Origin of the sequence: Paraburkholderia silvatlantica (assembly GCF_003096715.1) — a bacterium.
Lineage (GTDB): Bacteria > Pseudomonadota > Gammaproteobacteria > Burkholderiales > Burkholderiaceae > Paraburkholderia > Paraburkholderia silvatlantica.
Genome location: NZ_QEOL01000016.1, coordinates 152,507 through 169,656, shown reverse-complemented (window position 1 = coordinate 169,656; position 17,150 = coordinate 152,507). Strand labels below are relative to the sequence as shown.

At 64.1% G+C, this 17,150-nt stretch carries 16 protein-coding genes; 8 read left to right on the top strand and 8 right to left on the bottom strand.

The annotated features are described in order from the left end of the window. From C7411_RS21600 to C7411_RS21590, 3 genes are read right to left on the bottom strand one after another with little or no spacing between them, the layout of a single operon-like run. A complete protein-coding gene (locus C7411_RS21600; RefSeq protein WP_110386122.1) occupies positions 1-873 on the bottom strand; it encodes an ABC transporter ATP-binding protein in 873 nt (290 codons plus the stop codon). A gap of 10 nt (positions 874-883) precedes the next feature. Then, positions 884-2,707, bottom strand: coding sequence for an ABC transporter permease (locus C7411_RS21595; RefSeq protein WP_110386090.1), 1,824 nt, complete (start codon positions 2,705-2,707; stop codon positions 884-886). 26 nt (positions 2,708-2,733) lie between these two features. Beyond that, positions 2,734-3,933, bottom strand: a complete 1,200-nt coding sequence (locus C7411_RS21590; protein WP_373682621.1) for an ABC transporter substrate-binding protein — start codon at positions 3,931-3,933, stop codon at positions 2,734-2,736. Positions 3,934-4,264: 331 nt separating this feature from the next. On the opposite strand from C7411_RS21590, the gene C7411_RS21585 reads away from it, so the two are divergent. Genes C7411_RS21585 through C7411_RS21570 form a run of 4 tightly spaced genes read left to right on the top strand, consistent with a single transcriptional unit; the run spans position 4,265 to position 7,879 of the window. Next, positions 4,265-5,266 carry a LysR family transcriptional regulator gene (locus C7411_RS21585; protein ID WP_110386089.1) on the top strand — a complete coding sequence of 334 codons (1,002 nt, stop codon included), beginning with the start codon at positions 4,265-4,267 and terminating at the stop codon, positions 5,264-5,266. After that, entirely contained in the window at positions 5,263-6,738 is a 1,476-nt protein-coding gene (locus C7411_RS21580; protein ID WP_110386088.1) for an NAD(P)-binding domain-containing protein, read from the top strand. Before C7411_RS21585 ends, C7411_RS21580 begins: the two co-directional genes overlap by 4 nt. Before the next feature lie 23 nt (positions 6,739-6,761). Further along, positions 6,762-7,307 carry a hypothetical protein gene (locus C7411_RS21575; protein ID WP_110386087.1) on the top strand — a complete coding sequence of 182 codons (546 nt, stop codon included), beginning with the start codon at positions 6,762-6,764 and terminating at the stop codon, positions 7,305-7,307. Next, positions 7,304-7,879 carry a peroxidase-related enzyme gene (locus C7411_RS21570; RefSeq protein ID WP_110386086.1) on the top strand — a complete coding sequence of 192 codons (576 nt, stop codon included), beginning with the start codon at positions 7,304-7,306 and terminating at the stop codon, positions 7,877-7,879. The genes C7411_RS21575 and C7411_RS21570 overlap by 4 nt, the downstream gene beginning before the upstream one ends. A 112-nt stretch (positions 7,880-7,991) precedes the next feature. On the opposite strand, the gene C7411_RS21565 is transcribed toward C7411_RS21570, so the two are convergent. From C7411_RS21565 to C7411_RS21545, 5 genes are all read right to left on the bottom strand, one after another. Next, a complete protein-coding gene (locus C7411_RS21565) occupies positions 7,992-9,755 on the bottom strand; it encodes a dipeptide ABC transporter ATP-binding protein (RefSeq protein ID WP_110386085.1) in 1,764 nt (587 codons plus the stop codon). Further along, positions 9,752-10,612 carry an ABC transporter permease gene (locus C7411_RS21560; protein ID WP_110386084.1) on the bottom strand — a complete coding sequence of 287 codons (861 nt, stop codon included), beginning with the start codon at positions 10,610-10,612 and terminating at the stop codon, positions 9,752-9,754. Before C7411_RS21560 ends, C7411_RS21565 begins: the two co-directional genes overlap by 4 nt. Further along, the gene (locus C7411_RS21555) at positions 10,609-11,538 is read right to left on the bottom strand and encodes an ABC transporter permease (RefSeq protein ID WP_110386083.1); all 930 of its coding nucleotides are present in this window, start codon (positions 11,536-11,538) and stop codon (positions 10,609-10,611) included. The genes C7411_RS21560 and C7411_RS21555 overlap by 4 nt, the downstream gene beginning before the upstream one ends. 1 nt (position 11,539) lies before the next feature. Next, entirely contained in the window at positions 11,540-13,237 is a 1,698-nt protein-coding gene (locus C7411_RS21550) for an ABC transporter substrate-binding protein (protein WP_110386082.1), read from the bottom strand. Positions 13,238-13,503: 266 nt separating this feature from the next. Continuing rightward, a complete protein-coding gene (locus C7411_RS21545; RefSeq protein WP_110386081.1) occupies positions 13,504-13,701 on the bottom strand; it encodes a hypothetical protein in 198 nt (65 codons plus the stop codon). On the opposite strand from C7411_RS21545, the gene C7411_RS21540 reads away from it, so the two are divergent. The 4 genes from C7411_RS21540 to C7411_RS21525 all read left to right on the top strand — a co-directional run bounded on the left by C7411_RS21540 (position 13,700) and on the right by C7411_RS21525 (position 17,150). Further along, on the top strand, positions 13,700-14,656 hold the full coding sequence (locus tag C7411_RS21540; RefSeq protein ID WP_110386080.1) for an AraC family transcriptional regulator: 957 nt from the start codon (positions 13,700-13,702) through the stop codon (positions 14,654-14,656). The genes C7411_RS21545 and C7411_RS21540 overlap by 2 nt on opposite strands. 90 nt (positions 14,657-14,746) lie before the next feature. After that, positions 14,747-15,313: a carboxymuconolactone decarboxylase family protein gene (locus C7411_RS21535; protein ID WP_110386079.1), complete on the top strand. Its 567-nt coding sequence runs from the start codon at positions 14,747-14,749 to the stop codon at positions 15,311-15,313. Further along, entirely contained in the window at positions 15,310-16,389 is a 1,080-nt protein-coding gene (locus C7411_RS21530; RefSeq protein WP_110386121.1) for an acyl-CoA dehydrogenase family protein, read from the top strand. Before C7411_RS21535 ends, C7411_RS21530 begins: the two co-directional genes overlap by 4 nt. Beyond that, a complete protein-coding gene (locus tag C7411_RS21525; protein WP_110386078.1) occupies positions 16,386-17,150 on the top strand; it encodes an ABC transporter ATP-binding protein in 765 nt (254 codons plus the stop codon). Before C7411_RS21530 ends, C7411_RS21525 begins: the two co-directional genes overlap by 4 nt.

Here is a 17,150-nt window from a genome sequence, read left to right as displayed (position 1 = left end):
TCACGCAGCAGCGGGCACGACGTGGCCCGTCCGCTGCCCGACATGCCGATGCCCGAGATAAGCCTCGATCACGCGCGGGTTGTTGCGCACTTCATCGGGCAGACCCGAGGCGATTTTCCTGCCGTCGTCCAGCACGATCACGCGGTCCGACAGACGCATCACCAAATCCAGCTTGTGCTCGATCAGCAGGATCGTCAGCCCCTCCTGCTTGAGTTGCAGGATCAGTTCGAGCATCTCCGCGGTTTCGGATTCGTTCATTCCGGCTGTCGGTTCGTCGAGCAACAGGATGCGTGGATGCAGCATCAAAGCGCGTGCGATTTCGACGCGCCGGCGATTTGCATAGGAAAGGCTGTGCGCGGGTGCATCGATGCGCGGCATAAGCCGCGTTCCAAAGCGTGCCAGTACGGCCTTCGCTTCGTCGCGCAACTGTTCGTCTTCGTGGCGCAGCCGCGTGCCCGGCACGAGCGCGCGATACACCTCCGCGATTGCACCGATCAGCGGCCAGCCGCGCCGCGTCATCGCAAGCCGCGAATGTGCGCCGATCAGCACGTTGTCCAGCACGCTCAAATTGGCGAACACGCGGCCATGCTGGAAAGTGCGCGCCACCCCACGCTGCGCCAATGCTTCGGGCGCGAAGCCCGTAACGTCGTCGCCGTCGAAGCGCACGATGCCGTCGTCCGGCTTGTCCGTGCCCGCGAGCAGATTGAAAAGTGTCGACTTGCCGGCACCGTTCGGTCCGATCACGCTCACGCATTCGCCCTCGGCGACGGACAGGCTGACCTGATCCACCGCCGTCAGGCCGTCGAAACGCCGCGTCACATGGCGCACGTCAAACAGGATGCCGGGCGACGCCTGACTGTTCTGAATGGCCATCGTCATCTCCTCAGACGGCGCCGAACAGGCCTCGTGGACGGAAGCGCACGAGCAGCAGCAACACCACGCCATAGACCAGCATGCGGTAGTCGGCGGCGAAACGGAACAGCTCCGGCAGACCGACCAGCGCAATGGCGCCCATGATCGCGCCCGGCACGTTGCCGAGGCCGCCGAGTATCACCATCGTCAGGCCGAGAATCGACACTTGCGAATCGAAGGTCTGGTAGTTGATGTAGCTATAAAGATGCGCGGCAATCCCACCGCCGATACCTGCTGCAAATCCGCCGCACGCGAACGCGATGGCTTTGTAGCGGTTCGGTCGGACGCCGTACGCGCGCGCCGCCACGTCGTCTTCACGGATGGCGCGCCACGTACGGCCCAGATGCGAGCGCAGCAGCCGCAGTTGAAGCGCGGCAAGCACGACGAGCACGGCCAGCGTGAACCAGTACACCCCGCGTGCGTCCGACAGTTCCCAGCCGAACAGCGACAGTGGCGCAATGCCCGTCACGCCGATCGGTCCGCGCGTCAGGCTGTCCCAATTGAGAATCACAAGCCCGACGATTTCGCCGATACCGAGCGTCGCAATCGACACATAGTGGCCGCGCAGCCGGAACGACGGATAGATCAGCAACGTGCCGATCACAGCCGTGATCGCGCCCGCCAGCAGGATCGTCAGCGCGGGCGACCAGCCCAGATCGACCGACAGCAACGCGGACGCATACGCGCCAATCAGCAGCAATGCCGCATGACCGAGCGATATCTGCCCCACCGTGCCCGCGACCAGCGTCAGGCTCAGCGCAAGCAGGCCGAAGATCCAGCCGTTCGTGAGCGTCTGCAGCAGATACGGAAACGGCGCAACGAAGGGCAGCGCAAACGCGGCCGTCAGCAGAATGCCGATCAGACGCGGCGAGATGCGCACGGCCTTGCTGTTCGACAGAAAGGTGCCCGTCAGCGGTTCCGGCGGCGGGCGACGGTTCGAACTGAACAGCCCATTGGGACGCCACACGAGAAACAACAGCAACAGCACGAACGCAAACAGATCACGATAGCTCGTTCCGAACAGCGCGACCCCATAGCTTTCGACCAGCCCGAGCAGCAGGCTTCCGGCAATCGCACCGGGTACATTTCCCAGGCCGCCGATCAGTAGCGCCACGACACCCTTGAGCGTGGCCTGAAAGCCCATCGCCGGATCGATGCTGTTGTAGTACATGCCGACCAGCAAACCGCTGAGTCCGCCCAGACCGCATGCAATCGCGAACACCGTGCGATTCACGGCATGCACGTTCACGCCCATCTGCTGCGCGGCGTCGCGGTCCTGCGCGGTCGCGCGCACCGCCCAGCCCAAGCGCGTGAAGCGCAGAAACGCGTACAACACAGCCGCCGCGCCGATACCGATGGCGGCAATCAGCACATCGAGCGAACTGAGCGTCGCGCCGCCAAGCGCCACCGTCCATTGCGGCAGCGAGCCCGGCACAGGACGCGGGTCCGGTCCGAACACGATCTGCGCAAGCTGATCGAGCACGAAGCTGATGCCGATGGTAGCGAGCAGCGGCGCGATGCGCGCTGCGCCCTGCAATGGCCGCAAGCCAATCCGTTCGATCACGATGCCGAGCAGCGCGCAGCCGCCGATAGTCGCAACGAGCGCGATGGGCAGCGGCAGGCCGAGCCGCGTCAGGCACAGCCAGCCGATGAAGCCGCCCACCATATACACCGAACCGTGCGCAAAGTTGATCAGATGCGACACGCCGAAAATCAGCGCCAGCCCGACCGCGAGCAACGCATAGATGTTTCCGACGATCAGCCCGTTGACCGTGTAATCGAACCACGCCGCCATAGCATCAGTCCTGTGCGATATCGTGGTTACTGCGCGCGCGGCGCACCCTTGCCGTCCCACAGCGCGAACTTGCCGTCCTTGACCACCAGATCGAGATTCTTTGCACCCGCCACGCGGCGCGTCTGCGGATCGAAACGGAACTTGCCGAAGATCACGCTCGGCACGTTGTCGATCTTCGCGAAGCCGTCGTGCACGCCACTGCGCGTCGGGCCGTAACGGCGGATCACTTCGGCGGCCAACGTCATTGCGTCATACGCGCGCGCTGCGAACGTATCCGGCTCGGCGTTGTATTTCGCGCGATAGCGCTGCACGAAGCTCTGTACCTCGGGACGCGGGTCGCCGGGGAAGAAATTCGACTCCGTGTAGACGCCGTTCACCGCGTCGCCACCCAGATCGAGAAACTTCGGCGAGTACACCGAGCCTACCGCGGCGATCGGTTCATGCACGCCAGAAGCACGCGCCTGGCGCACGATCTGCGCGCCGTCCGAGTAGTACGAGATCAGCACCAGCGAATCCGGCGATGCACTCTTCACACGCGTCAGCGTGGCGCGGAAGTCCCTTTCGTTCGGCTGGTAGCCTTCCGCTGCCACGACCTGCGCGCCGTCTTCTGCCGCGGCCTTGGCGAAGATATCCTTGCTCGTGCGGCCCCAGTCGGTATTCAGATAGAGCACGGCAATCTTCTTGAAGCCGAGTCCCTTCGTGACATAGCTGGCGAGCAACGGCTGTTCTTCCGCCTGGCTGATCGCCGTGCTCCACATATAGTCGCCGCCCTTCGTGAAGTCAGGGTGCGAATTCGTGAAGCCGAATTGTACGAGACCGGCGCGCTGATAGATCGGCGAAGCGGCCATCGATGCGCCGCTCGACAGATCGCCGAGTTCGAGCAGGATGCGTTTGTCGTCGACGAACTTCTGTGCAATCGCCACGGCCTGGCGCGGATCGCTGCGGCTATCCTCGAAGTCGTAATTGAGCGGATGGCCGTTGATGCCGCCGTTCGCATTGATCTGCTCGAGCGCGAGATCGAAGCCGCGCTTCCATTGCTCGCCGTACTGCGCATCCTGACCGCTGAGCGGCCCCGTTACGCCGACCCAGTAGGGATCGCCTGCGGCATGGGCCGTACCGGTGTGCGTCAATGGCAATACGCATGCAACGCCCAGCGCCATCACACCCGCGATACGGTGCAGTACGATGCGCCGCCTTCCCTCGTTCTGCTCTTTCGACATGTCGATCTCACGCTATCAGATGATGATGCTGCGATGTAACCATGTCGGAAAGAAGCGAACCAAACAACATAAGCGTCAATCGTTATGCGCTTTTCGGTGGAATGCTTTTCGCGTTCCATGCAATGCATTCGCGTGACGCGTAATTGATCGCCGGCATGTGACACCAGGCGTTACGCGACAAGGCTTTGCTGCTCCTGACTGCATCGGATCGCCCATCCTCTGCGTGGTAAGTGAGTCTTGCCTGTCGCAATCCAGTTCTTTCGATAGCCGAATTTATTATAAGAACTGCGCATGCAAGCCCTCCTACAATGCATCCACCACATGAATGGAATGTCGTATGGAGTTGCATCAGCTCGAAGCATTTTCCGCCGTGATGTCGGCTGGCAGCGTGACGGGCGCCGCCCGGTTGCTCGGAAGATCGCAGCCCGGCGTTTCGCGCATGATCCAGGATCTCGAACAGGAGATCGACTATCCGCTCTTCGATCGCAAAGGCCCGCGCGTCACGCCGACGGAGCGCGCGTTTCTGCTCTACGCGGAAGTGGAGCGCATGCTCGTCGGACTCGAACGGATTCGCGCCAGTGCGCTTGCCATCGGGCGAGACGAAGCGCCGCCGCTGAGAATCGCCGCTACGCCTGCGCTCGCGGCTGCGCTGGTGCCTCGCGCCATCGCGCGGATCGAGCAGGATGCAGCAGCGCACGAAACGCAGTTGCGCAGCGCGTCCGCCGAGCAGGTGGTGCAGGCGCTGCTGTCGCGTTCGGTAGACATCGGCATCGCCACGCTGCCGCTAGGTCATGCCGCGCTCGATCTGCACTATCTGATCGAGGCGCCTTGCGTGGCCGTCGTCAGTCAGGACGATCCGCTGGCCGACGCACCCGTGATCTCTTTGCACGTTCTCGCCGCACGCAAGATTGCGACGGTCGCCAACCGCTACCGGCTGCGCTGCCGCATCGACGCGGCATTCGACGCAGCCGGCCTCACATCGACCGTGGCATTCGAAAGCAATGCCTCGCTCAACGCGGTGATGGCCGCACAGGCGAAGCTCGCGGTGGCGGTGGTCGATCCTGCCACGGCCTTCGGTATGCCCGTCCAGGGCGTCGTCGTGCGGCCGATCGACGTGAATATCCCCTTCTACTATGGCGTCGTCACGGCTTCGGGCAAACCCGTCACGCCCGCAATCGAGGCATTGATTACGGCAATCGAGCTCGTCTCCCAGGAACTGCTGCCGGGAGCGACGCGTCATCAGGCGGCGCAGCATGACGCGCTGCTGTCGTCCCCCGCTCATCGCGACGCGGCCAACAGTAAACGCACAATTCGCAAAACTACGGGAGCCACGACATGAGCCAAACGATATCTCCCGCTCACAGCGGCGGACTCGCCGCACTCGAAGCACGCCTGCGCGAAGACCTCGCGTGGCTCGAACTGCCCGCGCCTGCGTGGGTGCCGCCGCGCTTCGCGGAAAACGAACGCGTGCTCGACGTCGCGATCATCGGCGCGGGCATGGCGGGCCTCACAGCGGCAGCAGAACTGCGCATGCTCGGCATCGAGCACATCCAGCTGTTCGATCAGGCGAATGCAGGACACGAAGGTCCGTGGGTGTCTTACGCGAGGATGAATACCTTGCGCTCGCCCAAGCAATTGACCGGGCCGGCGCTGCGTTTTCCCGCGCTTACGTTCCGCGCATGGTACGAAGCGCAGTTCGGGCGCGAGCAATGGGAAGCGTTGAACAAGATCCCGCGCACGCAATGGATGGATTATCTGCGCTGGTATCGGAAGGTGCTGGCGCTGCCGGTTGTCAACGACACGCACCTCGTGCGGCTTCAGCCACGCGAGGATGGCCTGCTCACGCTCGAACTGCGCACATCGGGCGACGCGCAGACGCGCACCGTGCTTGCGCGCCACGTCGTGCTCGCAACCGGCCGCGAAGGTCTTGGCGGCGCCTATGTGCCGCCCGTTGCGCGGCATCTGCCTGCGCATCGTCATGCACACTCGTCCGATGCAATCGACTTCGACGCGTTGCGCGGACGGCGAGTGGGCGTCGTCGGTGCGAGCGCATCGGCCTTCGACAACGCGGCATGCGCACTCGAAGCGGGTGCCGCACGCGTCGATATGTTCATCCGCCGCAGCGAACTGCCTCGCATCAACAAGCTGACAGGGATTGGCAGCCCGGGGTTGGTGCATGGCTTCATGCATCTGCCCGACGCATGGAAGTGGCGCTTTCTGCACTATTCGGCGCAAAGCCAGACACCGCCACCGCGCGACAGCGTGCTGCGTGTCACGCGCCACGAGAACGCGTATCTGCATCTGGGGAGCCCTATCGATCACGCTGCCGCTCATGCTGACGGACTCGTCATCGATACACCCAAAGGGCGTTATGAACTCGACTATCTGATTTTCGCAACCGGCTTCCATTCGGAGATCGACACGCGCGACGAATTCGCCGCCATTGCCCCACATGTGAGGCGTTGGCGTGATCGTTTCGATCCGGGCACGGAACTCGACAACGAAGAGCTTGCGACATCGCCCGATCTGGATAGCCGCTTTGCTTTTCAGGAGCGCGTGCCCGGCGCCTGTCCCGCGCTTGCCCGCATTCATTGCTTCAATCACGCGGCGAGTCTCTCGCACGGCAAGGTGGCGGGCGACATCCCCGCCATCAGCGACGGCGCGCAGCGCCTCGCGCGTGCGATCGCGTCGATGCTGTTCGACGCCGACCGCGAAAGCCATTACGCCGCGCTCCAGGCATTCGACAAGGCCGAACTTGCCGGCGACGAATGGACCGACGCGGACGCCCCGTCCGTCATCGACGAATCGTGAACACCTTATCCTGGGGATCTCGCATGACAACAGAAGTCAAGCCGACGCCGATACCCGACGACGACACCGCGCGTCTGGCCGGAATCGCATCGACGGGTTCGGTCGCCGCGCTACGCGCCGCCCGCGCCGATGCCACACGCTATACGCAAGGCAGCTTCGACGCCCTCTTCGACCCGAACGCCACCGGGCTTTCGCTCGATGAGCGTTTTGCGGCCGCCAGCTATGCAGCCGCATTGTCGGCAGCGCCCGAGGCGGCGCGTGCATATCGCGAGCGCCTGCCTGCTTTGGGTTCGTCGGCCAGGAGCGCCATTGCGGCGCTGGAAGGCTTCATCGCCGAGGGCGTGGCGCATGCAAACGCGGCGGACACAGACGCCAGACTCGCCGCGATTCTCAAGCACACGCACGCGCTTGCGACCCTCACCCCAAACCCCGATAAGTCCGCACTGCTGCGCGTGAAACAAGCCGCTCTGTCCACGCCCGAGATCGTCGCGCTTTCGCAACTCGTAGCGTTCGTCACGTATCAGGTCCGGATCGTTGCCGCACTGCGAGCACTGGAGGCCACAGCATGAGCACGTCACATGGCTTCACGTCGCAGCAGCTCGGCTGGTCGGCATGGCTCGACACGGTGGCGCTCGCCGATGCCACGCCCGAACAGACAGCCGTTCTGGAAGCGAGCCATCCGCAAGCGAAGACTTCCGACTACTATCTGCTGCTCGTGCATGAGCCGGAAATCTTGCGGCAACGCTCGGGCGCGTTCAACAGCATCATGTATGCGCCTGGCGGCCTGCCGCGCGCGGAACGCGAACTCGCCAGCACGGTGGTATCGCGGGTGAACGGCTGCGTTTACTGCGCTTCCGTGCATGCCCAACGGTTCCAGCAACTCGCGAAACGCGACGACGTCATTCAGCAGGTGTTCGCCGATCCGCAAACGGCAGGCACCACGGAGCGCGAACGGGCAATCGTCCGTTACGCGATCGATCTGACGTTGCATCCCGACACGATCGATGCGGCATCGATTGCAGCACTCAGGGAAAACGGACTCACTCACGGTGAAATCCTCGACCTGAGCCATGCGATTGCGATCTTCGCGTGGGCCAACCGTTTGATGCTGACGCTCGGCGAGCCTGTGTTTCCTGAATGATGTTGAATATGCAGGAAAATTCGGCGGGATGGTCAACACGTGCTGATCGCCGTATCGCATTGCCGCTGCCCTGCTTTTGATATGCGCAAACGTTGTCGCGGGGTAGTGCTGCTTAACCAGCATGCAATTCAACCTCACGCACCAGCGCATCGCTGCCCGCTTCCTTCGCGCGCCGCAGCGACGGCGCCGACGCCATCAGCAAGCGGGTATAAGCATGCTGTGGCGCATCGGACAGCCGTTGCGCGTCGCCCGCTTCGACAACACGCCCGTCCTTGAAAACCAGCACGCGGTCGCTGACATGCCGGATCACATCGAGATCGTGCGAGATGAACAGCAGCGACAAACCCAACTCCGCCTGCAAGGTGCCGAGCAGATCGAGCACCTGCGCCTGCACATAGACATCGAGCGCCGAAACAGGCTCATCGCAGACGATCAGCTCAGGCTGCGGTGCAATCGCACGCGCAATCGCCACGCGCTGCCGCTGACCGCCCGATAACGACAGCGGCCGCCGTTCGAGATGGTGCGCATCGAGTCCGACCTGTTCGAGCAGTTCGACACTGCGATCCTGTATCTGCTGCGGATCGAGTCCCGAAGTGGTCAACGCTTCGGCGAGCAATTGCCTCACGGTATAACGCGGATCGAACGAACTGAGCGGATCCTGCGGGATGTACTGCAATTTCGGACGCAACTCACGGCGCGCCGCCTCATGCACGCCCGCGCCATTCCATAGCGTGCCGAGAAAGCACACCTGCCCGGCCGACGGCGCTTCGAGTCCGAGTACGAGCTTCGCACACGTGCTCTTGCCCGAACCCGATTCGCCGACGATTCCAACCACCTCGCCGCGCCGCACGTCGAACGATACGTTGTCGAGCGCGATGAACTCGCCTGTGTCCGCGGCGCGCTTGCGTGCCCCTCGCCGCTGATATCGCTTGCCGACCGCTTCGACCTGCAACAGCGCTTCATCCGACACCCGCTGACGCGGCGGCAACGGATCGCGCTCGATCAGCGACGCACGCCCGGAAGGCACGTCATTACGGAGACGCGCCGACGTCAGCCGCTGCCCGCGCGAGCCAGCGGACGGCTGCGCAGCGATCAGCCGCCGCGTGCAGGCATGCGCAGGGCGCGCCAACACGTCATGCGTCGCGCCGTGTTCGACGACCTTGCCGCGATGCATCACCAGCACGCGGTCGGCCACTTCCGCCACCACGGCAAGATCGTGCGACACCAGCAGCACACCGATGCCTTCACGCAGACGCGCAGCCAGCACATCGAGAATCTGCGCCTGCACGGTCACGTCGAGCGCGGTGGTCGGCTCGTCGGCGATCACGAGCGCCGGGCTCGCGACGATCGCCGACGCAATCAACGCCCGCTGCCGCAAACCGCCCGACAACTCATGCGCATATTGCTGCGCACGTTGCTCCGGTTCGGGCATCCCAACGTCGCGCATCGTCTCGAGCACGCGCGCGCGGCGCGCCGCACGCGAGCCAGATCGCACATGCAGCGCGAGCGTCTCTTCGATCTCGGCGCCGATCGTGCGCAACGGATCGAGCGACACCAGCGCGTCCTGCATCACGAGTCCTGCGAAACCGCCGCGCACACCCCGCCAGTCGCGCTCCCGGAACTGCAGTGCGCTCGTTCCGTCGATCTCGAAGCGTTGCGCCGACATCCGCGCGCCATAGCCCGCCAGACCGATCAGGCTGCGCGCCGTCAGGCTCTTACCGGAACCCGACTCGCCAACGAGAGCGACACATTCGCCGGCGCGTATCGTCAGATCGACGCCCCGCACCAGTGGCTCGCCGTCGTTTGCATCGGGAAAGCGGATATCGAGTCCGCGCACATCGACGAGCGTGCGCGCTGTGGAGAAATCGTTTTTCATCGCGCTTTGACTCCGTAGACGCGGGACAGATGCTTGCCGATCACGGAGAACGCAATCACCGTCAACGTGATCGCCATGCCGGGAAACACGCTCGGCCACCATGCCACGCGCAGCACGTCGCGGCCTTCGGCGAGCATCACGCCCCATTCGGGCGTCGGCGGCTGCGGGCCGAGACCCAGAAAACTCAGACCGGACACAGCAATGATCGCGCTGCCGATATCGATGGTGGCGATCACGGGTATCGCGGCCAGCACGTTCGGCAGGATGTGGCGCAGAAACACCTCGCGGCGCGTCTGGCCCCACACCACCGCATGCGTCACGTAGTCGGCGCGGCGCACCACCAGCGTCTGCGCACGCAGCACGCGGCCGAACTTCGGAATCCCCGCGATGCCGACCGCCACCGCAATATTGACGATGCCCTGGCCGAGAAACGTCACGACCAGCAAGGACAGAAGAATGGGCGGAAAGGCCGACAGCACGTCGAACACGCGCGACGCGCTTTCATCGACAGCACGCCGTCCCAGTCCCGCCGTCATGCCGATCACGAGACCGATCAGCAGGCTGACGATCATGCTGGCAAGCCCGATCAGCAGCGAATAGCGCGCGCCATACACGACGCGCGCAAACACGTCGCGGCCAATGCGGTCGGTGCCGAACCAGTGTGCGGCATCGGGCGCCTGCATCGCGTGGGCGACGTCGCTCACGAGCGGATCGTAGGGCGTGACGGCGCGCGGAAAAGCCAGGGCGAAAGCCAGCGCAAGCAGAAATGCGGCCGACACCAGCACCGCTGCGGGCAGACGGCTGACAACTGTCAGGCGACGCCGCTGTGCAACGCCAGCCGTGGAGAGATCACTCATGATGCACGCAGCCTCGGATCGATAAACAGATACAGCACGTCGAGCAGCGTCGAGATCGCCACGTGCACGAACGCGGCCAGCAGCACCACAGCCAGCACGACGGGCACGTCCTGCGACGTCACGGCCGTCAGCGTCACGCTGCCGATGCCGGGGCGGCCGAACATCTTCTCGGTGATCACCGCACCGCCCAGCAGGCCGCCGATCAGCCAGCCGCCCAGCGTGACGACGGGCAATAACGCATGACGCAGCACATGCTGTGTGCGCAGCGCGACTTCGGACACACCACGCGCTCGCACAGTCGTCACGAACGGCCGTTCGAACACGGCCTCCAGCGCTTCACGCATGACCTGCGACAGCACGCCCGCTGTCGGCAGCGCGAGCGTCACGGCTGGCAGCACCAGCGCGCGCCAGCCCGCCGCGCCCGACACCGGAAACAGCCGCCAGTGGAACGAGAACACGATCAGCAGCAACAGCCCGAGCCAGAACACGGGCGACGACGTGAACAGCAATTCGAGCGCCGATGCGATGCGGCTCGCCCACGCATGGCGGCCCGCTGCCAGTCCGGCCGTCGAGGTCGCAACGAGCAGCGCGAGCACGAGGGCCAGCACACCCGCCGCGCACGCTAGCTGGATAGTCGGCCACAACTGGCTGCCGAGCACGGCCAGCACCGGCTGCTGCATCACGAAGGACGTGCCGAGATCGCCGCGCGCGAGGCGCAGCAGGAACTGTCCGTACTGCCATAGCAGGCTGTGATCGAGGCCCCACTGCGCAGCAATCGCTTCGCGCAAGCCTGGATAAGCGAGGTCGCCCGCCAGCACGTCCTCGATACGGCCAGGCAGCGCGTGAATCGCGAGAAACGCCGTGGTCGCCGCGAGCCACATCACCAGCACACCCGTTAGCACACGCGTGACGATCTGCCTGATCACGTCAGCCTCCCTGCTTCTCGACCCAGATGTCGTACGAACTCGCCGGGCCGTCGAGCTGTGGCTCGAAGCCCACGCCATGCACCGTCGATTTCGCGGCCAGGTGGTAGGCAGGCGCGAAGAGCGGCACGATGAACGCCTCGTCGACTGCGCGCTTCTGCACGAAGGCAAGCAGCTTGCGGCGTTCGTCGCCGACCGGCTGCAGCCGCGCCCGGTTGATCGTATCGACGATAGTCGGGTCTGGCGTCTTGATCGCGTTGTACAGGAAGCCCTGGTCGCCCAGCATGTCCCACAGTTCCATCGCGACGTCGGACGGGTTGTCGGTGTTCGGGTAGATGGTCCAGTTGCCCGTGGCCTTCTGGTTCGCGAAATCGCCCGCCGTGGTAATGCGTAGTCCAAGATCGAGACCGATGTTCTGGCGCAGCGCCGACTGGATCGCGCGGATCAGCACGTCGCGGCTGTCGCGCACATAGGGCTGCGGGTAGCCGACTTCGATCGACAGACGCTTGCCGTCCTTCGTACGGAAGCCTTCGCTGTCGCGCTCGGTCCAACCTGCTTCGTCGAGCAGACGGTTGGCCTCCTTGACGTCGTTGCCCCACGAATGCTTCAGTTCTGCGTTGTAGTCGGGATTGTCCGGCCCGATGTTCGACCACGCGCGCTGCACCGTGCCGAGATAGACGCTCTTGACGATCGCATCGAGGTCGAAGCCGTCGCGCAGCGCGCGGCGCACGTGCACGTCGTTCGCGGGTGCGACCGTGTAGTTGATGTTCAACGTAAACGAAGTCGTCGCCGACGGGCCAGTCAGATACTGGAAGCCGTCCGCCTTGTCGAACACGCTGACGTCGGTGGGCTGCACGCCTTCTATCAGGTCGACCTGCCCCGAACTGAGCGCGCCCGTGCGCACGGCGGCCTCGGGGAGGAAGCGGTAGGTCACATGCTCGAGGTACGCGGCGCCCTGGTGCTGCGCATTGTCCGGCGCCCAATTGTATGCAGGGTTACGCGTGAAAGTCGCCGATTGCCCGCGCTGATACGAGCTGAACACAAACGGCCCCGTGCCGACGATGCCCGGACCGCCGCCGCATAGATCCTTGTTGTCGGCGAGCGCTTTCGGCGAGATGAAGCCGAGTTTTACGCTCGACAGCGATTCGAGCGTGGTGGAATCCGGCTGTTTCATCACGAGCCGCACGACATACGGCGACACCACCTCGGCGTGATCGAAATGCACCAGCAAGGAGGCCGATGCCGAGGTCGTACTGACGTTCTTCAGGATGTAGTCGAAATTGGCCTTGACGGCGTTCGCGTCGAACGGCGTACCGTCGGTGAAGTGCACGTCGTCGCGCAGATTGAAGGTGTAGCTCTTGCCGTCGTCGGCGACCGTCCACGATTTGGCGAGCCACGGCGCGTAGGTGCCGTCTGTCTTCTTGCTGATCAGCGAATCGATGTAATTGCGGATCACCCAGAAGGCGTTCTGCTGCGACGAGCGATGCGGATCAAAGCACGCAGGCTCGGTCGTCACACCCCAGGTCAGTGAGCCGCCCGAAACGGGCTTCAGCACTTGTGCGCGTTGTGCATTCGTATCGGCGTCCGATTTGCTGCAGCCGGTCAGCAGCAAGGATGCGCCGAAAGCCAGTGCGCCGAGTAATGCGAAAGTGGTGGTGTTCGAATGAAGTGCGCGCGTGCGGCGAGAGACGTCGTGAATCATCGGGAAAGAGTTTGGAGAACAATCCTGCAGCCTAAGTAAAGACTTTCCTCTTCTCCAACGAATCAATCTTGCTAACGATATGTGCCGCGCATGTGGTGTGCGCGAGCATGCCCGCTATAACGATGCATTCAGCCGGTTTTGCGCCTTATGTCTATGCGATGTTTTCTATTTCATGAATATGGCGACCTGCTTAGCATCGCGTCTCGATAGCAAAGCACCGGATATCGTTAGGGGTTTCGGATATTCGGTGTACGACTGGCGTTCGCTTAACTTGCTTGCATTCTGCTTATCGCCCACCACCACTGCGCCGCACCCGTCTGCAGAAAATCGCCCGCCGCCATGGAAAGCATATGCGGAAAACACATATGCTTTCCACGATCGCTTGTTTTACGGCGCAGCGGCACGACGCTAAGCTCGGAATCCGCCATCGACTTCCCAATGGCTTCACCGCCTTCGCCCATCATGCCGACCTCCGCCGAACAGGCCGCCGACTGGCTGCTCTCCGGACTCGAACTGCGTAGCACCCTGTTCCACGTGGGGCGCTACTGCGGGGCGTATCGCGCGTCGACAGCAGGTCATCAGCGAGCGAGCTTTCATCTCGTGCTGGAAGGCACGTGCTGGCTTCATCTGCCGGCCAAAAACAGCCGCGCCGCGCAAAGCACGCGGCTCGTGGCGGGCGATGCCGTGTTCCTGATGCACGACATCGAGCATTGCCTCACGCCCGATTCAAACGCGCCATCCGACGACGAATACACCGTGCGCATCGGCGCCATGACGCCGCTCGACGCATCTGGCGAATCGCACGATGGCGTCGCGCTGGCGTGCGGCTTCTTCGAATTCCGCTCCGATCTTGGCGAAGCCATCACCGGCCTGCTGCCCGATCACATTCTCGCGCGTCACGACGATGCGAAGCTCGCAGGCGCCCGCACGCTGTTCGATCTGATCCGCGCGGAAGCCGCCCGCGTGCAGGATGCGCCCTCGCCGCTCATTCATCGTCTGACGGATGCGCTGTTCTTCTATGCGCTGCGCGCCGTCGCCAGTACCGGCGATTTCGCGCCGGGCTTGTGGTCGGTGATGCGGCGTGCCGAATTTACGCCACTCGTGAGCGCGATCATCGAGAGACCCGGCGAGGAATGGACCACGCACACGATGGCAGCGTTTTGCCACATGTCGCGCGCGCGCTTTTGCAAGCAGTTTGCGCAAGCGTGCGGACAGCCTCCCGTGCAGTTTCTCGCGCTGCTACGCATGAAGGTCGCAGCGGAAATGTTGAGGCACGGCGCTTCGACGCTCAGCACGGCGGAGCATGTCGGTTATCAATCGGAATCCGCCTTCGCGCAGGCCTTCAAACGCGTTACAGGTCTGCCGCCGGGCACATGCCGCCGCGAGCCCGCAGGCAGCGCGCAGACGCCCGTCCATTGACTTGAGACGAATGCGCATGAAAGCGAGACGGCGGCGCATTGCCGGCCCGCCTTGCGGCGTCGACAATGAGGCTTTCCGATCGAGGATGCCATGAACCGTCTGCCTCTCCAAACCATCGATAGCGCGCCCGAAGCGAGCCGTCCGTTTCTGCAGAAGTCGCAAGCCGCGAACGGCTTCCTGCCGAATCTGGTTGCGGCACTCGCCAATGCCCCCGTTGCGCTCGAAACGTATCTGACTGTCGGCGAAATCAATTCGCGCAGCGGTCTTACACTGGCCGAGCGCGAAGTCGTACAGATCACGGCCGCCTCGATTCACGGCTGTGGTTTCTGCGTCGCCGGTCATACGGCTGTCGCACTGAAAAAGGCGCAATTGCCCGAAGCGATCGTCGATGAAATCCGCGCGCAAGGCACTGTGTCCGATGTGCGTTTGAACGCCGTCGCCGCGTTCGCCCGCGAAGTGATCGCCACACGCGGCGCAGTGTCCGATGACGCGTTCGCCGCGTTCAAATCCGCTGGTTACAGCGACGCCAACGCACTCGAAGTGATTCTCGGCGTGAGCCTCGCAACACTGTGCAACTTCGCGAACAACCTGGCGCGCAACGAATTGAATCCGCAGCTCGAGGCGTATCGGTGGGAGCCGAAGGCGCAGGCGGCATGACCGCCTCCGTGAGCTTCGAGGCGCTCGATGCCTGGCTCGACGCGAACGCCGAGGCACTCGACGCCGACCCATCCCGTGCGTCAGAAGTTCTGCCGCAACTGGTGCGCTCGCGTGCCGCCGCCGTGGGCGTGCCCGAAGCGCTGGGCGGCACGGGCGGCAGCATCGCGGACGCAATCGATACGGTCGCCGCCGTCGCGCAACGTTCTCTGACGGCAGCGTTCGTGCTATGGGGACATCGCACCTTCATCGAATACGTACTGCAAAGCGAGAACGACGCGCTGCGCGACCGCTGGCTGACACCGCTTCTGGTGGGCGAGAGCGCGGGCGCCACGGGACTGTCGAACGCGATGAAGTATCTGTCCGACATCGAGCCCCTGCAGATGCATGCGGCGCGCAGCGGCAACGCGTTCGCGCTGAACGGCAGCCTGCCGTGGATCACGAACCTGCGGCGTGAGGGTTTCATCGCCGCAGCAGCCTTCGATCACGACGACGGCTCGCCGCCGTCCATCTTTGCGATTCCGCACGACGCGCCTGGCGTCGTGCGCAGCGACGATCTCGACCTGATTGGCCTGCGCGCAAGCAATACGGCTGCGCTGCGCGTGAACGGCACCGTGCTCGACGACACGTATCGCCTCGCCGCCAATGCCCCCGCGTGGCTTGCCCGCGTACGCCCGGCATTTCTCGGCCTGCAATGCGGGATGTCAATTGGACTCGCGCGGCGTGCACTGCTTGCCACGCTGGAAGCGAGCGAAGCGTCGCGCGGGTCGATCCGCGAGGAAATTCGCTCGCTCGAAGCGACGCTCGCCAATCAGTCGTCGCAACTGAAGCAAGGCGTGCTCGACGGCACCTTCTTCAACGCGCCCGCGACGATGTTCGAACTGCGCATCGCACTCGTCGATACCGTTACGCAAGCCGTCTCGCTCGAAGTGCAGGCGACGGGTGGACGCGGTTATCTGCGCGGTCAGAGCGGCGGGGCGCGGCGTGTGCGCGAGGCGTCGTTCATACCCATCGTCACACCGAGCCTCGTGCAGTTGAAGTCGCAACTCGCGCGGCATCGACGGGCGGCAGCGGCATGACGCAAGGCGCGCATATCGTCGCGAGCGGCGTTACGCTGCGCTATGCCACGCGCGGCGTGCTGAACGGCGTGGACCTGGCGGTCGCGCCGGGCGAACTCGTTGCGCTGCTCGGACCAAGCGGTTGCGGGAAGTCTTCGCTGTTGCGTGTCATCGCGGGGCTGACGCGAACCACGTCCGGCGCGATTCGCGTCGATGGCGAAACGGTCGACGGGCCGCGTCCCGAAGTCGCGCTCGCGTTTCAGGATCCGTGTCTGCTGCCGTGGCTCACGGTCGAGCGCAACGTCGCTTTCGGGCTGACGTTTGCGCGTCAACCGCAACTCACGCGCACGGTCCGCAAGGAACGCGTGACGAACGCGCTGGCCGCTGTCGGGCTCGAACATGCGCGTCACTGGCTGCCGTCGCAGCTTTCCGGCGGCATGGCGCAGCGCGTCGCGCTGGCTCGCTGCCTCGCGCGCGAACCGCGTGCATTGCTGCTGGATGAACCGTTCGGCGCGCTCGACGAAGTGACCCGCGCCGACATGCAGCAACTGCTCATTGCCGCCGTGCGCAACACAGGTGCATCCGCGCTGTTCGTCACGCACGACATCGACGAAGCGCTGCTGGTCGCCGACCAGATCGTGCTGCTCGGCAATCGCGGCACGCTCGTGGGACGCTGGGCAGTCGAACTGCCGCAGCCACGGCATACCCAGGTGCGCTCGCTCGGCGAGTTGCGCATATCCATCCTTCAGGCGCTGCAAAACTCGATATCAGAGGCAGCCTGA